Origin of the sequence: Halomonas sp. DN3, from assembly GCF_024137905.1 — a bacterium.
In the GTDB taxonomy this organism is placed as follows: Bacteria; Pseudomonadota; Gammaproteobacteria; order Pseudomonadales; family Halomonadaceae; genus Halomonas; species Halomonas litopenaei.
Genome location: NZ_CP099965.1, coordinates 2,450,670 through 2,467,712, shown reverse-complemented (window position 1 = coordinate 2,467,712; position 17,043 = coordinate 2,450,670). Strand labels below are relative to the sequence as shown.

The 17,043-nt window shown below is 63.7% G+C and carries 14 protein-coding genes; 11 read left to right on the top strand and 3 right to left on the bottom strand.

Annotated features, from left to right (window positions below):
• Positions 1 to 27: 27 nt before the first annotated feature.
• Together NKF27_RS10625 and NKF27_RS10620 are read left to right on the top strand one after the other, a co-directional pair.
• Positions 28 to 1,848 carry a SurA N-terminal domain-containing protein gene (locus tag NKF27_RS10625; protein ID WP_045993748.1) on the top strand — a complete coding sequence of 607 codons (1,821 nt, stop codon included), beginning with the start codon at positions 28 to 30 and terminating at the stop codon, positions 1,846 to 1,848.
• Between the two features lie 236 nt (positions 1,849 to 2,084).
• Positions 2,085 to 3,146, top strand: a complete 1,062-nt coding sequence (locus NKF27_RS10620) for a GTP-binding protein (RefSeq protein ID WP_253551504.1) — start codon at positions 2,085 to 2,087, stop codon at positions 3,144 to 3,146.
• A 62-nt stretch (positions 3,147 to 3,208) separates the two neighbouring features.
• On the opposite strand, the gene NKF27_RS10615 is transcribed toward NKF27_RS10620, so the two are convergent.
• Positions 3,209 to 3,991 carry a UDP-2,3-diacylglucosamine diphosphatase gene (locus NKF27_RS10615; protein ID WP_367399238.1) on the bottom strand — a complete coding sequence of 261 codons (783 nt, stop codon included), beginning with the start codon at positions 3,989 to 3,991 and terminating at the stop codon, positions 3,209 to 3,211.
• 58 nt (positions 3,992 to 4,049) lie between these two features.
• Entirely contained in the window at positions 4,050 to 4,550 is a 501-nt protein-coding gene (locus NKF27_RS10610) for a peptidylprolyl isomerase (RefSeq protein WP_045993746.1), read from the bottom strand.
• A gap of 172 nt (positions 4,551 to 4,722) precedes the next feature.
• Here NKF27_RS10610 and NKF27_RS10605 point away from each other — a divergent pair, with 172 nt between their 5' ends.
• Both NKF27_RS10605 and cysS read left to right on the top strand, forming a co-directional pair.
• Complete coding sequence (locus NKF27_RS10605; protein WP_253551502.1) at positions 4,723 to 6,402, top strand: glutamine--tRNA ligase/YqeY domain fusion protein; 1,680 nt, start codon at positions 4,723 to 4,725, stop codon at positions 6,400 to 6,402.
• 1 nt (position 6,403) lies between these two features.
• Positions 6,404 to 7,789, top strand: coding sequence for a cysteine--tRNA ligase (cysS, locus tag NKF27_RS10600; RefSeq protein ID WP_108133375.1), 1,386 nt, complete (start codon positions 6,404 to 6,406; stop codon positions 7,787 to 7,789).
• Positions 7,790 to 7,791: 2 nt separating this feature from the next.
• Here cysS and NKF27_RS10595 read toward each other — a convergent pair whose 3' ends face one another.
• Positions 7,792 to 8,931 (bottom strand): DUF1853 family protein, encoded by a 1,140-nt coding sequence (locus NKF27_RS10595; RefSeq protein WP_253551501.1) that lies wholly within the window; start codon positions 8,929 to 8,931, stop codon positions 7,792 to 7,794.
• 87 nt (positions 8,932 to 9,018) lie between these two features.
• Between NKF27_RS10595 and NKF27_RS10590 the strand changes: the two genes are divergently transcribed.
• The 7 genes from NKF27_RS10590 to NKF27_RS10560 all read left to right on the top strand — a co-directional run bounded on the left by NKF27_RS10590 (position 9,019) and on the right by NKF27_RS10560 (position 17,036).
• Positions 9,019 to 9,921, top strand: coding sequence for an ABC transporter substrate-binding protein (locus tag NKF27_RS10590; RefSeq protein ID WP_045993742.1), 903 nt, complete (start codon positions 9,019 to 9,021; stop codon positions 9,919 to 9,921).
• A 21-nt stretch (positions 9,922 to 9,942) separates the two neighbouring features.
• Positions 9,943 to 11,097: an ABC transporter permease gene (locus NKF27_RS10585; RefSeq protein ID WP_367399265.1), complete on the top strand. Its 1,155-nt coding sequence runs from the start codon at positions 9,943 to 9,945 to the stop codon at positions 11,095 to 11,097.
• Positions 11,094 to 12,038 carry an ABC transporter ATP-binding protein gene (locus NKF27_RS10580; protein ID WP_253551499.1) on the top strand — a complete coding sequence of 315 codons (945 nt, stop codon included), beginning with the start codon at positions 11,094 to 11,096 and terminating at the stop codon, positions 12,036 to 12,038. The genes NKF27_RS10585 and NKF27_RS10580 overlap by 4 nt, the downstream gene beginning before the upstream one ends.
• Positions 12,031 to 12,765: an ABC transporter permease gene (locus NKF27_RS10575; protein WP_045993739.1), complete on the top strand. Its 735-nt coding sequence runs from the start codon at positions 12,031 to 12,033 to the stop codon at positions 12,763 to 12,765. Before NKF27_RS10580 ends, NKF27_RS10575 begins: the two co-directional genes overlap by 8 nt.
• Before the next feature lie 346 nt (positions 12,766 to 13,111).
• Positions 13,112 to 14,320 (top strand): thiamine pyrophosphate-dependent dehydrogenase E1 component subunit alpha, encoded by a 1,209-nt coding sequence (locus NKF27_RS10570; protein WP_045993738.1) that lies wholly within the window; start codon positions 13,112 to 13,114, stop codon positions 14,318 to 14,320.
• Position 14,321: 1 nt separating this feature from the next.
• On the top strand, positions 14,322 to 15,299 hold the full coding sequence (locus NKF27_RS10565; protein WP_045993737.1) for an alpha-ketoacid dehydrogenase subunit beta: 978 nt from the start codon (positions 14,322 to 14,324) through the stop codon (positions 15,297 to 15,299).
• A 21-nt stretch (positions 15,300 to 15,320) separates the two neighbouring features.
• The gene (locus NKF27_RS10560) at positions 15,321 to 17,036 is read left to right on the top strand and encodes a dihydrolipoyllysine-residue acetyltransferase (RefSeq protein ID WP_253551497.1); all 1,716 of its coding nucleotides are present in this window, start codon (positions 15,321 to 15,323) and stop codon (positions 17,034 to 17,036) included.
• Positions 17,037 to 17,043 lie beyond the last annotated feature (7 nt).

The following is a 17,043-nucleotide window of genomic DNA, read 5'->3' as shown; positions in this document are numbered from 1 at the left end:
AATCCCCATCCTTTCGCAGAGGCATGCATGCTGCAGAGTATTCGCGACCGATCCCAGAGCTGGATCGCAAAGATCATCATTGGTGCCGTGATCGTCACCATGGCACTGTTTGGCGTAGAGTCGTTGATTGGTCTATTCGGACAATCCGGCGACGAGGTCGCCACGGTCAATGGTGAGCCCATCAATCGCCAGCAGGTCGAACTGAATGTCCAGCGCGCCATGCGCTCCAACCAGGTGCCTGCCGACCAGGAGCGCGCGCTTCGCGGCGAAGTGCTTGAAGGCTTGATCAGTGACCGCTTGATGATCGATTACGCCAAGAATGGCGGACTAGCGGTTTCGGACAATCAACTCGACCAGTTGATCGTCAGTCGCCCGGAGTTTCAGAATGCCGATGGCCAGTTCGACCAGGAGCTCTTCCGCAGCCGTCTATCAAGTGTCGGCTATACGCCATTGTCCTTCCGCGAGCAGCTCAGTCGTGACGTCATGCGCGGGCACATTCAGCAAGGCCTGATCGCCAGCGACTTCACCTTGCCAGGTGAACGCGAGCGGCTTGCCGAGTTGCAGCGCCAGACGCGTAGTTTCCGCTACCACCGGCTGACCGAGGCGGACCTCGAGGCGCCTGTCGAGGTGTCTCAGGCGGAAATGACAGCCTACTACAACGAGCATCAGCAGGAATTCCTGCGGCCGGAGCAGGTCAAGCTCGGTTACATCGTGCTCGATCAGGAGGCCATGGCCGCCGATATCGAGGTGAGCGAGGAGGACCTGCGCGAAGCCTGGGAAGCCCAGGCGGAGAACGCCGATCGTCAGATATCACATATCATGGTGACCTTCGGCGACGAGCGCAGCAGAGACGAGGCCGAGGCCCGTATCGAAGCCATCAAGGCGCGACTGGCCGATGGCGACGCGTTCGACGATCTGGCGGCCGAGTTCTCCGATGACACATCCACCAGCGACGATGGTGGCGATCTTGGGGTGATCACCCGGGGTATCTTCGGCGAGGCCTTTGAAGAGGCCGCCTTTGCCCTCGACGAGGGCCAGGTCTCCGAGGCGGTCGAGACCGACAACGGACTGCACCTGATCAAGGTGACCGAGATCGATCGTGCGGACTTTGCCTCCGAGCGTGACCGTCTGCGTGATCAGCTTGCTCAGGCACAGGTGCGTGACGCCTTCAATGACAAGGCCCAGCAGTTGATCGACGAGAGCTTCGCTGCCGACGATCTTCAGAGTGTGGCTGACGACCTTGGACTCGAGCGTCAGACCAGTGATTGGGTCGGTCGTGAAGGCGCTGAAGGCGTACTGGCCGAACCTGGCGTGATGGACCAGGCCTTCAGCGATGAGGTGCTTGGAGAGGGCTTCAACAGCGAGGTCATCGAGTTGGATGGTTCACGGCGTCTGGTGCTGCGGGTACTCGATCACCGCGACGCGGCGACGCTCCCGCTGGAGCAGGTGAAGGACCAGGTCGAGGCGGCGGTGCGTCAGGCCAAGACCCGCGACGCCTTGATCGAGCTTGCCGAAGAGCGAGTGTCGCAGCTGCAGGGGGGCCAGTCGCTGGATATCGATTGGCAGCGTGCTGACAACATCAGCCGTCAGGACGCGCCCAGCGTACCCGATGCAGTGCTGACCACCGCGTTCAAGCTGCCGCATCCTGAAGAGGGCCAGGTGGTTTACGGCCGGGCGGTCGATGGCGCCGATGTCAGTCTTATTGCCCTGGAGAGCATTGGCCAGGGTGAGGGTAACCAGCAGATGGAGCAGTTTGTCGCCAGCATGGCCGAGCGGCTGCGTGCCCAGGCGGTGCTGGATGGCCTGTTGACCCATCTACGCGATACCGGCGAGATCGAGCGTTACTAGCCAACTCGTCTAGCCAGCGCGGAGAGGGGCCGCACGCGTGTCGCGGTCCCACTGCTGTCGAAAAGGAGCGCCAGATGGCGCTCCTTTTCGTTGGCGCCGGCCTGTGAAGTCCTGTTGGAACGATTGTTGGAGAGATGTTTCGGGTATTGCGTGCCTGCTCGATGGTTCTTTTTATACCGTTATCTTATTTGGTCGTCATCTGCTGTCAATCTTCTAGCCCGGAGCCAAAATCCGTCATGCAACCACTGGCCAGCATCCCCACCCATGTCATCACCGGGTTTCTCGGCAGCGGCAAGAGCCAGTTGATCCGCCATTGGATCGATCGCAAACCCGTTGGTGAGCGGTGGGCAATCCTGATCAATGAGTTTGGTCAGGTGGGCATCGACCAAGCGATAGTCGGGGAGCGCGACGACGTTACCGTGCAGGGGGTGCCAGGAGGGTGTCTCTGCTGTCAGGTGGCGACGGTCTTCCGCTCGGTGCTGGTGCAGTTGCTGCGCCGCGAACGGCCAGATCGGTTGTTGATCGAGCCCTCCGGGCTCGGTCACCCGGCCGGCCTGCTGGAGGTGCTGGGGGGCGGCGATCTTGCCCAGGTGCTGGATCTCCGCCAGGTCATCACTGTGCTCGATGCACGTCGTCTCGATGATCCCAGAGTCACGAACCATTCCACCTTTGTCGATCAGTTGGCAGTGGCCGAGGGATGGGTGCTGTCCATGCAGGACCTGCTCGAGGACGAGCATCGCCAAGGGGTCGAGCGATGGCGCCAGGAGAGTGGCTTGGCACCATCCTGGATGGTCGAAAGCGGCGCGAAAGGGTTGCCGATCAGCCATCTGCTCGACTCCCCGGCGCGAGGCCGTCAGAACGCCCGTGGCGATGCTCAGAGTCTGCTGCTGCGTCGGCCTTCGCTGCATGCCGAGGCGATCGACTCGTCGCCAGGCACGCCAGAGGCCCCGGCGCCCATCGCCGATGGTGCAGCAAGACAGAACGGACACGGTCTGGGTTATCGCTCCGCCAGCTGGCATTGGCACCGCGAGGAGTGTTTCGATCTCGCAGCGCTGGAGCAGTGGTGGAAGCAACTGCCATCTGGCGTGCGGGTGAAAGGGGTCATGCGAACCGGCCGGGGCTGGCGTACCTTCCCGCTTCCGTCCGTTCCCGGCAACGAGGCTCAGGCGTCCTGGCGCAAGGATTCGCGGCTCGAGATGATCTGGCCAGAGGATATGGAACTCGACATCGATGGCCTGGAGCGGGCGCTCGAGCGGTGTCGATGTCGGCCGTCGGGTGAGGCGGGGCCGGACGCCTGAGCGTCCGGCGTGTCATCGACGCCCGATGGCCCGGGGCGGGCAGGGCGTCGATAAAGGCTGGGTCAGAAGGAAAAGCGGTTGAGTGATGGGGCCTCGCCGTCTTCGATGCGCACCTCCCAGCCCTGATCGTGGGCCCAGTCGCCGACCACGATACGTTGCGCCGACACGGGCTCGCCGTGAGGGCCGGCAAGGCTCAAGTCATGCACGGCGGGACGATGGGTATGACCGTGAATCAGCCGGCGAACCCCGTGGGCCTGCATCACGTCGACGACTTCCTCGGGGGTGACGTCCATGATGTCAGCGGCCTTGGTGCTGTTGGCCTCGCCGGACTGCTGACGCAGCTGGCTGGCCAAGGCCAGACGCTCCGGGATCGGCATGGCAAGGACTCCTGCCTGCCACTGCGGGTCACGGGCCTTGGCGCGAAACGCCATGTAGGCTTCGTCGCTGGTGCACAGGCTGTCACCGTGCATCATCAGGGTAGGCTCACCGCCAAGGTCAAGTCGTTGCGGTTCGTCGAGCAGGGTGGCGCCGGCCCGCTGGGCGAAGCTTTCGCCCAGCAGGAAGTCGCGGTTGCCGTGCATCAGGAAAAGTCGCATGCCGGCGTCGCTGGCAGCCTTGAGGCGTTCGGCCACCTGGCAGGCCAGTGCCGCGTGGCCAGACGGATCCGCGGCGCCGAGGTCCATCAGGTCATCGCCGATCCAGGCGTCGAAGATGTCACCGATCAGGTAAAGGTCGGTGCCTTCGGCGGTGTTGCGCTCGAGGTAGTCGAAGAATCCCTGGGTGATCTGCGGCGCCTCGGGATGCAGGTGCAGGTCAGCGATCAACAGAGTGGTCATGGTGTTCATGGTCTCCTGAACGCAGCACGCCCGCAGTGCGGGCGTGCTCGGTGGAAAGACAGGAGGATCAGGCGTCGTCCTTGACGTAGGCGCGCTGGATGATCACGTCCTCGGCAGGCACGTCGGCGTGCATGCCGCGTCGGGTGGTGGCCACGTCCTTGATCCGGTTGACCACGTCCATGCCGTCGACCACACGACCGAAGACACAGTAGCCCCAGCCCTGCATGTTCTTGCCGGTATGATTGAGGAAGTCGTTGTCGGCCACATTGATGAAGAATTGGGCGGTGGCGGAGTGAGGGTCCTGGGTCCGCGCCATGGCCAGGGTGCCGGTGGCGTTCTTGAGGCCGTTGTCCGCTTCGTTCTCGATGGGGTCACGCGTGGGCTTCTGCTCGAAGTTGCTGTCGAAGCCGCCGCCCTGGACCATGAAGCCGTCGATCACGCGATGGAAAAGGGTGCCATCGTAGAAGCCATCGCGGACGTACTGCTCGAAGTTGGCCGCGGTCTTTGGCGCCTCTTCATGGTTGAGTTCGATCGAGATGTCGCCAAAATTGGTCTGCAGAATGATCATGGAGTGGTCCTGTAGCGTTTACAGCGCCTCTTGGCGCCTTTCTCGTTCTCGGCCCGGCTTGGCGCCGGGCCCTGGCGTGACGCTATAATAGCCGTTTTGCTTCGCAGCGCGAAGCCGGGGGCGGATCTGTGCCCTTCAAAGCCCTTACTTCACCAGAGGTTGATTCATCAACATGACCACCGAGACCAGCAACGCGCCGAATTTCATTCGCAATCAGATTCGCGAGGAAATCGAGGCCGGACGGTCACAGAAGATCGTGACGCGATTCCCCCCCGAGCCGAATGGCTTCTTGCACATCGGGCACGCCAAGTCGATCTGTCTCAACTTCGGACTCGCGGAGCAGTTCGGTGGTGACTGCCATCTTCGCTTCGATGACACCAACCCCGCCAAGGAAGAGCAGGCCTACATCGACGCCATCAAGGAAGACGTGCACTGGCTGGGCTTCCAGTGGGCGGGCGACATTCGTTTCGCCTCCGACTACTTCGACCAGCTCTACGCCTGGGCGCAGCATCTGGTGAAGGAAGGCAAGGCCTATGTCGATGATCTGTCTCCGGACGAGATTCGCGAATACCGCGGTACCCTGACCGAAGCCGGTCGCCCCAGTCCCTACCGCGACCGCAGCGCAGAGGAGAACCTCGATCTGCTCGAGCGCATGCGCCAGGGGGAATTTGCCGAAGGCGAAAAGGTGCTGCGCGCGAAGATCGACATGGCTTCGCCCAACATCAACCTGCGCGACCCGATCCTGTATCGCATTCGGCATGCCAGCCACCACCAGACCGGCGACAAGTGGAAGATCTATCCGTCCTACGACTTCACCCACGGGCAGTCTGACGCCATCGAAGGGATTACCCACTCGGTCTGCACCCTGGAGTTCGAGGACCACAGGCCGCTCTACGAATGGTTTCTGGAGCAGCTGCCGGTGCCGGCCAAGCCCCGGCAGATCGAGTTTGCGCGCCTGAATCTGAACTATACCCTGACCTCCAAGCGCAAGCTCAAGCTGCTGGTCGACAACGGCATCGTCGATGGCTGGGATGATCCGCGCATGCCTACCATCTCCGGGATGCGTCGGCGCGGTTATACACCGGCGTCGATTCGCAAGTTCTGCGAGATGATCGGTGTGACCCGGGCCGACGGCGGTCTGGTGGACATCGCCATGCTGACCCATGCCATCCGCTCCGACCTCGAGGACAATGCGCCTCGTGCCATGTGCGTGCTGAAGCCGCTCAAGGTGGTGTTGACCAATGTCGACGCCGACCACGAAGAGGTCTATGAGGTGGCGGGACACCCGGCCCGTGACGACATGCCGGTGCGCCGTATCCCCTTTACCCGAGAGCTGTGGATCGACCGCGACGATTTCATGGAAGAGCCGCCGAAGAAGTTCTTCCGTCTGGCCCCGGGCAAGGAGGTTCGCCTGCGCAACAGCTACGTGATCCGTTGCGACGAGGTGGTCAAGGACGAGGCTGGCGAGATCCAGGAGCTGCGTTGCAGTGTGGACTTCGACACCCTGGGCAAGAACCCGGAAGGGCGCAAGGTGAAAGGGGTCATCCACTGGGTCAGTGCCAGCCACGGGGTGCCGATCGAGGTGCGGCTCTACGACAATCTGTTCCTGGTCGAGCAGCCGGACAAGGACAAGGACGCCGATTTCCTCGAGCACCTGAACCCCGAGTCGCTGGTGACCGTCCAGGGTGTCGGCGAGCCGAGCCTGGCCGATGTCGGCAACGAGGATCGCTACCAGTTCGAGCGTGTCGGCTACTTCTGTGCCGACCGCTACGCCAGCCGCCCCGATCACCTGGTGTTCAATCGCACGGTCGGTCTCAAGGATACCTGGGCCAAGATGCAGAAGAAGGGCTGACATGCAGATCTACAACACGCTGAGCCGCACCAAGGAAGAATTCACGCCCATCGAGCCGGGCAAGGTACGCATGTACGTCTGTGGCATGACGGTGTATGACTTCTGCCACCTGGGACATGCCCGGGTCATGGTCGCCTTCGATGTCATCAGCCGTTATCTGCGCCATCGTGGCTATGACGTCACCTACGTGCGCAACATTACCGATATCGACGACAAGATCCTGCGTCGCGCCGAAGAGAACGGCGAGAGCATCGGTGAACTGACCGAGCGCATGATCGACGCCATGCACGAGGATGAAGGTCGGCTGTTTGTCCAGCGTCCGGACCAGGAGCCCAGGGCCACCGGTCACGTGGCCGAGATCATCGCCATGATCGAGGTGCTGATCGACAAGGGCTTTGCCTACGCGCCGGGTAACGGCGATGTCTACTATCGCGTGCGCAAGTTCGAAGGCTACGGCAAGCTCAATAATCGTAACCTCGACGATATGCGCTCCGGCGCCCGCGTCGAGGTCGACGAGCACAAGGAAGATCCGCTGGACTTCGTGCTGTGGAAGGGTGCCAAGCCGGGTGAGGCCAGCTGGGCCTCTCCCTGGGGCGAGGGGCGTCCGGGTTGGCATATCGAATGTTCGGCAATGTCCACCTGCTGCCTGGGCAACACCTTCGACATCCACGGTGGAGGTCCGGACCTGACCTTCCCGCACCACGAGAACGAGATCGCCCAGAGCGAGGCGGCCACAGGCGAGCGCTACGTCAATACCTGGATGCACGCCGGAGCGGTGCGGGTCGACAGCGAAAAGATGTCGAAGTCACTGGGCAACTTCTTCACCATTCGCGAGGTGCTGGAGCACCACGATCCAGAGGTGGTCCGGTATCTGCTGGTGGCAAGCCACTATCGCAGTGCCATCAACTACGCCCCGGAGGCGCTTGGCGAGGCACGCAAGTCACTCGAGCGCTTCTATACCGCGCTTGACGGTGTCGCGCTGCCGGCGGAAATCGAAGTAGGGCCGGGCGACTACGCCGCACGCTTCAGCGCCGCCATGGACGATGACTTCAACACGCCGGAGGCCCTGTCGGTGCTGTTCGAACTGGTACGCGAGCTCAATCGTGCGCGCAAGGAAGGCAGCGATGACGTTCCTGCCCTGGCGCTCGAGCTCAAGCGTCTGGGCGGTATCCTGGGCTTGTTGACCCAGGAGCCGGCCGCCTTCCTCAAGGGTGGTTCGGTAGCGCTGTCCGAAGACGAGATCAATGCGCGTATCGCGGCTCGGGCGGAGGCCAAGAAGGCCAGGCAGTTCGCCGAAGCGGACCGCATCCGCGACGAGCTCGCCGCCCTGGGGATCGTGCTCAAGGACTCCCGCGAAGGTACCACCTGGGTGGTCGACAAGGGCTGAGCTCAGCCCGTAGTCGCCTGTCGCTTGTGCACCGCACGGGGCGGCAGGGGGACCTGTCGGGGCCAGTCGTCGCCGACCACGAAGATGCGCCGTCCGCATGCCGCGGGCGGCGCATTTTTCATGTCCGGGGTGGCAGGCTCATCGGCATCCTGGCCAAGGACCCATGAGCCATCCAGCGGCGGGTCCAGTGCCTCTCGCTCGAAGCGCAGGGTGTCCTCGGTCAGCATCACCTGTACCGGTGTCGCATAGGTGGCGAAATGTGCCGCCAGCGCCCGTGTCAGGTCGTCACGGCTGCTCCAGTGTCGCGGTTGTGGCGGGGCCAGCCAATGGGGTTTCGCCAGGCAGGTACCGAAGCGCATGTTCTCGAACTGTCGGCACAGGGCCGACCAGTCGCGCCAGTGACACCAGAGCCCCTGTAGCGCCGAATCCGGCACGCCGCGGGGTAGCGCCATGGGACAGTGCCAGGGTTGAAACAACACCCCGGGCATCGCCAGGTGGGCCTCGATTCCGTGTTGCAGTGACGCCAGGGGAGCCCCTTTGATCGTGTTGGCGGGGCTGTCATTCAGGCCCAGACGCAAAAGCTCTCGGGCGCGCTGGCTCTGCAGCAGGGGCAGTTGATGATGCAACAGATGGCTGACCTTCAGCGCCAGGCTGTCCAGCCCCCCGGGGCCTATCCAGCGACAGGTATCGCTCGAGTCCCCCGGACCGCAGGGGAGGCCGAGAAAGAACTTGATCGCCACTTCCAGGTGTTGAAGGCGCCCACCGGCGTTGCGGTAGAGCAGGTCCAGTTCGCCCAGGGTCCGCTTTTCTTCTCGAATAGGCACATTGTGAGCCAGCAACTCGGTAGCCGGTGCCGTAGAGAGCAAAAATTGCCAAAGAAACTCGTGATATTGTCCAAGCCGGGTGGTGGCGGTGCGCCCCACCATCGCCTCAAGTGCGCTCGGGTCGGCGTCGATGGCCGCCAGATAGGCGTGTCGGTGCTCCGGCTCGCCCAGCCCGAGCTGGGTCAGACTCGGACGCCCGGGCCAGTCGGTGTCGATCAGGTCGGGAGCCGTCATCAGCCATGCCAGATCACGCACCATGGGATGGTTGGGTACTGCGCCGAGCTGGACGGCGGTGGTTGCGCCTTGGCATGAGGTCATGATGGACTCACGTTGGTGAAACGTTCAGCAGGCTTGGCCTTGCCTCCTTATACTCAGCATACACACACAAGGAATTGGGTGAGATATATGAAACGTCCCCTGGTGTTAGCCGTGATGGTCGCCTCTGCCCTGGCGGGGCAGGTTCAAGCACAGGACCCGCTGGTGGTGTCCTCCAAGATCGATACCGAGGGCTCCGTGCTGGGTCAGATGATCCTGCAGCGCCTGGAAGCGGCAGGGCTCGAGGTCGAGGATCGGCTTCAGCTTGGCGGCACCAGCATCGTGCGCGAGGCCTTGATCAACGGCGAGATCGATATCTATCCGGAATACACCGGCAACGGTGCCTTCTTCCACGACATGACCGACAGCCCGGTGTGGCATGACGCGGACAAGGCCTATGAAACGGTGAAGAGCAAGGACGCCGAGCAGGGGCTGGTATGGCTCGAGCCGGCCTCGGCCAACAATACCTACGCCATCAGCGTGCGCGGAGACGTCGCCCGTGACAACGGGCTCGAGACCCTCGAGGACATGGCTGACTTCATCAACCAGGGGGGCGAATACAAGCTCGCGGCCAGTACCGATTTCGTCGAGTCCGCCTTTGCCTTGCCGGCGTTCGAGGAGGCTTACGGCTTCTCTCTGGACGATGATGACCTGCTGGTACTCTCCGGGGGCAACACCGCCGCGACCATGCGCGCCGCGGCCCAGCAGACCAGCGGCGTGAATTCTGCGATGACCTACGGCACCGATGGTGGCCTGCAGGCGCTGGACCTTACCGTGATGACCGACACCAAGGGTGTTCAGCCGGTCTATCAGCCGGCTCCCGTCGTGCGCAAGGAGGTGCTCGAGGCTCACCCCGAGATCGAAGAGGCTCTGGCGCCGGTGTTCCAGTCGCTGGATCTGGAGACCCTGCAGCGTCTCAACGGTGACGTGGCGGTGAACGGTCTGGACCCGGCGAAGGTGGCCGCCGACTACCTGTCGACTCTCGAGGACTGAGCCATCGGTCTCTTGAGTGCAGTGAACGGTGAGCGCGGCAATACGGTATTGCTGACTCTGATGTTGGTGGGGCTCGGTGCCTGGTGGGCCTTGCCTGTGGTCAGCGTCGCACCGAATCGTATCGTGCCCGGCGAGGCTCTCTACGCCTGGGAGGTGGCCGGGCCCGCCATGGCGCTGCTGGCCAGCCTGCCCATGGGCCTTGCGGCATTGTCGGCGCGTAGCGCTGACCCCGGCTGGCGCTCGCTTGGGCTGGTGCTGCTGGCGCTGGCAGGCCTGCCGCTGTGGCTGGTGTTGGCGGTGCACCAGCTTATCGATCCTGAGCTGCCCCAGGCGCGGCTCGGGATCGGTTCAGGCATCTGGTGTGCGCTGTTTGTGCTGATGTTGGCGCTTTTGGACCTGCGGACTCGACAGCGGCTGTCGACCGGGGTGTCCTGGCTCTTGATGCTGACTCCGCTGGCGCTGCTCGCCGTCTGCCTGCCGCTGGGGCTGAATCGTCTGGCGTTGTGGCAGGAGTACCAGGGCCGTGCCGATGACTTCTGGCTGGCCATCGGCGAGCACCTGCTGCTGGTCACTACCACCGTCGGCGTCAGTCTGGTCCTCGGCGCCGGCATCGCGCTGCTGATGCGGCGCTATCCCGAAGCGCAACGGGGCGCCTTCGCGGTACTCAATTTCCTGCAGACGATCCCCAGTCTGGCCTTGTTCGGCTTGTTGCTCGGACCGCTGGCCTGGCTTGCCAATCGCTACCCCTGGGTCGATTCGCTCGGCATCAGCGGCATCGGTTGGGCGCCGGCGCTACTGGCCCTGGTGGCCTACAGCCTGTTGCCGATGGTCAGAAACACCTTTGTTGCCCTGGAGGGCGTTTCCCCCGGTGTGATCGAGGCGGCGCGCGGCATGGGCATGAGTCGGTTGCAAATCTTCTTTCAGGTGCGCCTGCCACTGGCGGTGCCGGTACTGCTGGAAGGGGTGCGCATCACCACGGTGCAGGCCATTGGCCTGACCGCGGTGGCGGCCCTGATCGGCGCCGGTGGGCTCGGGCGTTTCATCTTTCAAGGGCTGGGTCAGGCGGCCATGGATCTGGTGCTGTTGGGGGCCTTGCCCATTCTGGTGATGGCAATACTCGCCGATGCGGTACTCGGCAACCTGTCGAGGCGACTGGGGAGAGGAGAGGCCGCATGATCGAATTGATCAATATCAGCAAGCGTTTCGGGTCGACCACTGCGGTGGACAGCATTTCGCTGAAGGTGGAGAGCGGGGAGTTCTGCTGCCTGGTGGGGACCTCCGGCTGCGGCAAGTCCACTACCCTGAGGATGATCAACCGGCTGATCGAACACAGCGATGGCGAGATCCATATCGACCAGCAGCCCATTCGCAGCTTCAGGGAAGAGACGCTGAGGCGTCGGATCGGCTACGCCATCCAGAGCACCGGTCTGTTCCCCCACTGGACCGTGGCGCGCAACATCGGCCTGGTGCCGCGACTGCTCAAGTGGCCAAAGGCCAGGATCGACGCACGGGTCGAGGAGCTGATGGCCTTGCTGGGGCTGTCGATGGACGAATTTGCCAGCAAGTACCCCGACCAGTTGTCCGGGGGGCAGGCGCAGCGGGTCGGGGTCGCCCGCGCCCTGGCGGCGGACCCGGATATCCTCCTGATGGACGAGCCGTTTGGCGCCCTGGACCCGATCACCCGCGAGAGCCTGCAACTGGAGCTGCGTGATCTTCAGGCGCGGCTGGGCAAGACCATCGTATTCGTGACCCACGACATGGACGAGGCCCTGACCCTGGCTGACCGGCTGGTGGTGATGCACGAAGGGCAGATCATGCAGCAGGGGCATCCATTGAGCGTGCTGAGAGACCCCGCCAACGATTTCGTCGCCTCGTTGCTGGGGGGCGAGGATCGCGGCCTCAAGGAAGCAGCGCTGCTGCCGGTCAGCGAGCGGATGATGCCCCTGGGCACCGGTGGCGTGGCGCGCGAGCGGATCGACCAGGGCGCCTCGCTCAGGGAGGCGCTGTCGGTGATGCTATGGCGCCGGGTCGAGCGCCTGGCGGTGGTCGATGACGATGATATTCCGATCGGCGAACTGAGCTTTCGTCGGCTGGTGGGAGCTCGGGGCCATGACTGAGCACTGGGCCAGCCGCTGGCGGGTCCCTGTCATCTGGGGGCTGTTGCTGCTGGCGGGTTGTCTGTTGATGGGGCAGCTGGAAGCGCTGTTTCGCTGGGTCGAGCCCGATAGCCGTGACGTGATCTTCTCGCGGGTGGACTTTCTGGTGTTGCTGGGACGCCATCTGCTGGTGGTCAGCGTTGCCGCCGTGCTGGCCACCTTGATCGGGGTGGGCGGCGCCATCGCCGTCACTCGTCCGGGAGGACGCGATTTCCTGCCGCTGGTCGCCCAGGTGGCATCGCTGGGACAGACGTTTCCTCCGGTGGCGGTACTGGCACTGGCGGTGCCGGTGCTGGGTTTCGGTACCCTGCCCATCGTGGTGGCGCTGTTGCTCTATGGTCTGCTGCCCATCGTGCGTAACACTCTCGCCGGGATCGAGGGTATCGATCCCTCGGTGCGGGAGGCCGCCCGTGGCATGGGCATGACCAGTGGCCAGATCCTGCGCCAGGTGGAATTGCCGCTGGCGGCACCGGTGATCCTGGCCGGCATTCGCACCTCGGTGACGATCAACATCGCCACCGCCGCCCTGGGTGCTACCGTTGGTTCAAGCAACCTGGGGGACCCGATCATCTCCGGTATTGTCAATGGCAACACCGCCTACATCGTCCAGGGCGCGGTGCTGATTGCACTGCTGGCGCTGACGGTGGACAGCGTGTTCGCGCGCCTGGCTCCTGCTCGCCGGGCCTGATGGCGTCGACCGGGTCTGAACACCGAGACCTGGTCCGCTTTCCCTTTCCTGATCCCCGTATCCGCGAAGCCCCCGTGCAGAGAGGGGGGGCTTCGTGGTGGCCTGCGTCTCTCCCACCAGCCAGTCTCCCCGTCACGGTGGCCCGGTTCGGGCGTCCCATGTTGCCCGCCGCAAAGCGGTCCATCGAGGCAATTCGAGACGAATTTTCGACCAAAGTCGCGGCTAGGCAGACGTCTCAGTTTACGTTAACGTCAAGTCAGTGCGTTGGTCCCGCCACGGGCAATCCCCTGGCAAGGGGCGGGAATAAAGACAACACTGCCCTCAAAAGGGGCAAAGGAACAGCACGATGACGACGACCGCACAGACCCACCGCCCGGACTTTCTGTCCGGCGACGAATACAGCATTCCCACCTATGCGGTGCTATCCCAGGATGGCACCCTCCATGACGGCGCCGAAGGGCCGGATCTCGAGCGCGACAAGGCGCTGAGAATCTACCACGCCATGGTGGCCACCCGGGTGCTGGACGAGCGCATGATGGCGGCGCAGCGTCAGGGACGCCTGAGCTTCTACATGCAGTGCACCGGCGAGGAAGCGGCGGTCATCGGCAGCGCCGCCGCCCTGGACGACGCCGACATGATCATGGCTCAGTACCGAGAGCAGGGCGCCTTGGCCTATCGCGGCTTCAGCTTCGACGAGTTCATGAACCAGTTGTTCGGCAATGAACTGGACTACGGCAAGGGCCGGCAGATGCCGATCCACTATGGGTCGCGCAAGCTGCACTACATGACCATTTCATCACCGCTGGCGACTCAGATTCCCCAGGCCACGGGCTATGCCTATGGCCAGAAGCTGGCAGGAGAGGGCCTCTGCACCATCGTCTATTTTGGTGAGGGCGCTGCCTCCGAGGGCGATTTCCACGCGGCGCTCAATATGGCGGCGGTACACGAAGCGCCGGTGATCTTCTTCTGTCGCAATAATGGCTACGCCATTTCCACGCCGTCGGTGGAGCAGTTCGCCGCGGATGGCGTGGCGCCCAGGGCGCTGGGATATCGCATGCACGTGATCCGCGTCGACGGCAACGACGTGCTGGCGGTCTACCGGGCCACCGAAAAGGCACGACGTCTGGCGGTGGAGGAGAACAAGCCCGTACTGATCGAGGCCATGACCTACCGTCTGGCGGCCCACAGCTCTTCCGATGACCCATCGGGCTATCGTTCGCGCAAGGAAGAGGACGCCTGGCGGGCCAAGGACCCGATCCGGCGCATGCAGCTGTGGCTCGAGGCCCAGGGCTGGTGGAGCGAAGACGAGGAAAAGGCGTTGCAGGACGAACTGCGCCGCGAGGTGCTGGAAACCATGAAACGGGCCGAAAAGCGCCCACCTCCGGCGATCGATACCATGGTCACCGACGTCTATGCCGACGTGACGCCTGCGCTGCAGCATCAGCTCGATGCTCTCAAGCAGCATGTTCGTCGCTACCCGGAGGCCTATCCGCGTGGGGCCAGGTCGCTGGACCCGGCGTTGAGCCATCGCGATGCCGACCAGGGAGGGGACTGAGATGCCGACCATCAATATGCTGCAGGCTATCAACCAGGCGCTGGACATCGCCATGGCCGAAGACGACAAGGTGCTGTGCTTCGGTGAGGACGTCGGGGGCTTCGGTGGCGTCTTCCGTGCGACCAGTCACCTTCAGGAAAAGTACGGCAAGGCGCGCTGCTTCAACACGCCATTGGTGGAGCAGGGCATCATCGGCTTCGCCAATGGGCTGGCGGCCCAGGGATCGGTGCCGGTGGCGGAGATCCAGTTCGCCGACTACATCTTTCCGGCCTTCGACCAGATCGTCAACGAGACCGCCAAGTTTCGCTACCGCTCCGGCGATCTGTTCAACGTCGGCGGGTTGACCATCCGCGCGCCCTACGGCGGTGGTATCTCCGGTGGCCTCTATCACTCCCAGTCGCCCGAGGCCTATTTCGCCCACACCCCGGGTCTCAAGATCGTGGTGCCGCGCAATCCCTACGAGGCCAAGGGCCTGTTGCTGGCCGCCATTCGTGACCCAGATCCCGTGCTGTTCTTCGAGCCGAAGCGCCTCTATCGCGCCTCCACCGGCGAGGTCCCGGAAGAGGATTACCAGCTGCCGCTGGGAGAAGCCGAGGTGACCAAGGAAGGAGCCGATATCACGCTGCTGGGCTGGGGGGCTCAGATGGAGGTGATCGATCGGGCGGTGGAGATGGCAGAAAAGGACGGGGTGTCCTGCGAAGTGATCGATCTGCGCAGCATCCTGCCCTGGGACGAGGATACCGTCGCCGAGTCGGTACTGAAGACAGGCCGCCTGGTCATCACCCACGAGGCGCCCCGCACAGGGGGCTTCGCCGGAGAAATCGCCGCTGCCATTCAGGAGCGCTGCTTTCTTTACCTGGAGTCGCCGATCCAACGGGTGACCGGCATCGATACACCTTTTCCGCTGACGCTGGAGAAGGAGTATCTGCCCGACCATCTGAAAATCTACGAGGCCATCAAGACCTCACTCCACTACTGAGACGGCGCCGGGAGCCAAGACATGACAGAGTTCAAGCTGCCTGACATCGGCGAGGGCATCGTCGAGTGTGAGGTGATGGAATGGAAGATTGCCGAGGGTGATACCATCGCCGAAGACCAGCCTGTGGTCGAGGTGATGACGGACAAGGCGCTGGTGGAAATCACCGCCCCGGAAGCCGGCGTCGTTACCAGGCTGCACGTGGCGAAGGGTGAAATGGCGCGAGTCCATGCGCCCTTGTTTGCCTATCGTGGCGAGCATCAGGGCGGCGATGGTCAGGGCGAAGAGGCCCAGCGTGATGAGGGTCAGACTGAAAGCGAAGGCAATGCCCCGGCGCAAGCCGCCAGCCCGAAAGAGGCGCCTGTCCATAAGCCGGCAGAGCCAGTAGAACCGCCGTCGAGCTCCAGCAAAAAGGGCGGTGCGGGGCGACGGGTGGACTTTATTCTGCCCGATATCGGTGAGGGCATCGTCGAGTGCGAGATCGTCGAATGGCACGTGGCCCAGGGGGACGAGATCAGCGAAGACCAGCGACTGGTCGATGTCATGACCGACAAGGCCATGGTCGAGATCACTGCGCCGGAAGATGGGGTCGTCGCCGAGCTGTATGTGGCCAAGGGCGAGATGGCCAAGGTCCATGCGCCGTTGTTTGCCTATCAGGTGGCGGGTGCCGCCGCTGGTGAAGCGCCGGCGGTCGAGGAGGCGTCGCCCCCGACCCCGACCCCGACCCCGACCCCGACCCCAAAGAGTGACTCTCCCGTGCACAAGACTGCGTCCGAGGGGGGCAAGGGCCCCTACGGGCGCATCCCGGCGAGCCCGGCGGTACGCCGACTGATCCGAGAACACCAGCTGCGACTCGAGGACATTCCCGGCAGCGGTCGCCAGGGCCGCGTGTTGAAGGAAGACGTGCTGAGCTTTCTCGATGGCGCGCGACACAGCGGTGCCGTCTCCGCGGCCGATTCCGGGTCCGATTCCGGGGCCGAGTCAGCAGGGACGGGCTCTCCCGCCGGCACCGATGCAACAGCCCGCGACGAGGGAGAGGTGCGAGTGGAACCGCTGCGCGGGGTCCGGGCGGCCATGGCGCGCCAGATGGTGGCGGCGGCCAGCAGCGTGCCGCACTTCCAGTACGGTGAAGAGATCGACGTCACCGACCTGCTGGCCTTGCGCGGCCGGCTCAAGCCCCAGGCCGCAGCCAGGGACGTCAAGCTCACCCTGATGCCGTTTTTCATCAAGGCGCTGGCGTTGGCGATCGATGAACATCCCCTGGTCAATGCGCGTCTCAATGACGAGGCCACCGAAATCCACTATCCGCCCCACTGCAACGTGGGCATGGCGGTGGACGGCAAGGCCGGCCTGATGGTGCCCAATATCAAGGGCTGTGAGCGCCTGAGCCTGCTTGAGATCGCCGCCGAGGTGCAGCGTCTGACCGAGGCCGCGCGCGAGGGGCGGGTGGCTGCCAGCGACCTCAAGGGAGGCACGATCAGTATTTCCAACATCGGTGCCCTCGGCGGGACCTATGCCGCCCCCATCATCAATATCCCCGAGTCGGCGATCGTGGCCATCGGCAAGACCCAGTGGCTGCCACGCTTCGACGAGGCAGGGCAGGTCGTGCGTCGGGGCATCATGACGGTGACCTGGGCCGGTGATCATCGCTTGCTGGATGGCGGCACCATCGCGCGTTTCTGCAATGCCTGGAAAGGCTATCTCGAGGACCCTGAAAGCATGCTGCTTCACCTGTCCTGAACGGTTG

What these genes read in the sequence shown, in the direction of transcription:
- NKF27_RS10605 (WP_253551502.1), top strand. Translation starts at nt 4,723, where the DNA reads ATGACCACCGAGACCAGCAACGCGCCGAATTTCATTCGCAATCAGATT.
- NKF27_RS10590 (WP_045993742.1), top strand. Translation starts at nt 9,019, where the DNA reads ATGAAACGTCCCCTGGTGTTAGCCGTGATGGTCGCCTCTGCCCTGGCG.
- NKF27_RS10565 (WP_045993737.1), top strand. Translation starts at nt 14,322, where the DNA reads ATGCCGACCATCAATATGCTGCAGGCTATCAACCAGGCGCTGGACATC.
- cysS (WP_108133375.1), top strand. Translation starts at nt 6,404, where the DNA reads ATGCAGATCTACAACACGCTGAGCCGCACCAAGGAAGAATTCACGCCC.
- NKF27_RS10620 (WP_253551504.1), top strand. Translation starts at nt 2,085, where the DNA reads ATGCAACCACTGGCCAGCATCCCCACCCATGTCATCACCGGGTTTCTC.
- NKF27_RS10570 (WP_045993738.1), top strand. Translation starts at nt 13,112, where the DNA reads ATGACGACGACCGCACAGACCCACCGCCCGGACTTTCTGTCCGGCGAC.
- NKF27_RS10575 (WP_045993739.1), top strand. Translation starts at nt 12,031, where the DNA reads ATGACTGAGCACTGGGCCAGCCGCTGGCGGGTCCCTGTCATCTGGGGG.
- NKF27_RS10625 (WP_045993748.1), top strand. Translation starts at nt 28, where the DNA reads ATGCTGCAGAGTATTCGCGACCGATCCCAGAGCTGGATCGCAAAGATC.
- NKF27_RS10580 (WP_253551499.1), top strand. Translation starts at nt 11,094, where the DNA reads ATGATCGAATTGATCAATATCAGCAAGCGTTTCGGGTCGACCACTGCG.
- NKF27_RS10615 (WP_367399238.1), bottom strand. Translation starts at nt 3,991, where the DNA reads ATGAACACCATGACCACTCTGTTGATCGCTGACCTGCACCTGCATCCC.
- NKF27_RS10610 (WP_045993746.1), bottom strand. Translation starts at nt 4,550, where the DNA reads ATGATCATTCTGCAGACCAATTTTGGCGACATCTCGATCGAACTCAAC.
- NKF27_RS10560 (WP_253551497.1), top strand. Translation starts at nt 15,321, where the DNA reads ATGACAGAGTTCAAGCTGCCTGACATCGGCGAGGGCATCGTCGAGTGT.
- NKF27_RS10595 (WP_253551501.1), bottom strand. Translation starts at nt 8,931, where the DNA reads ATGACCTCATGCCAAGGCGCAACCACCGCCGTCCAGCTCGGCGCAGTA.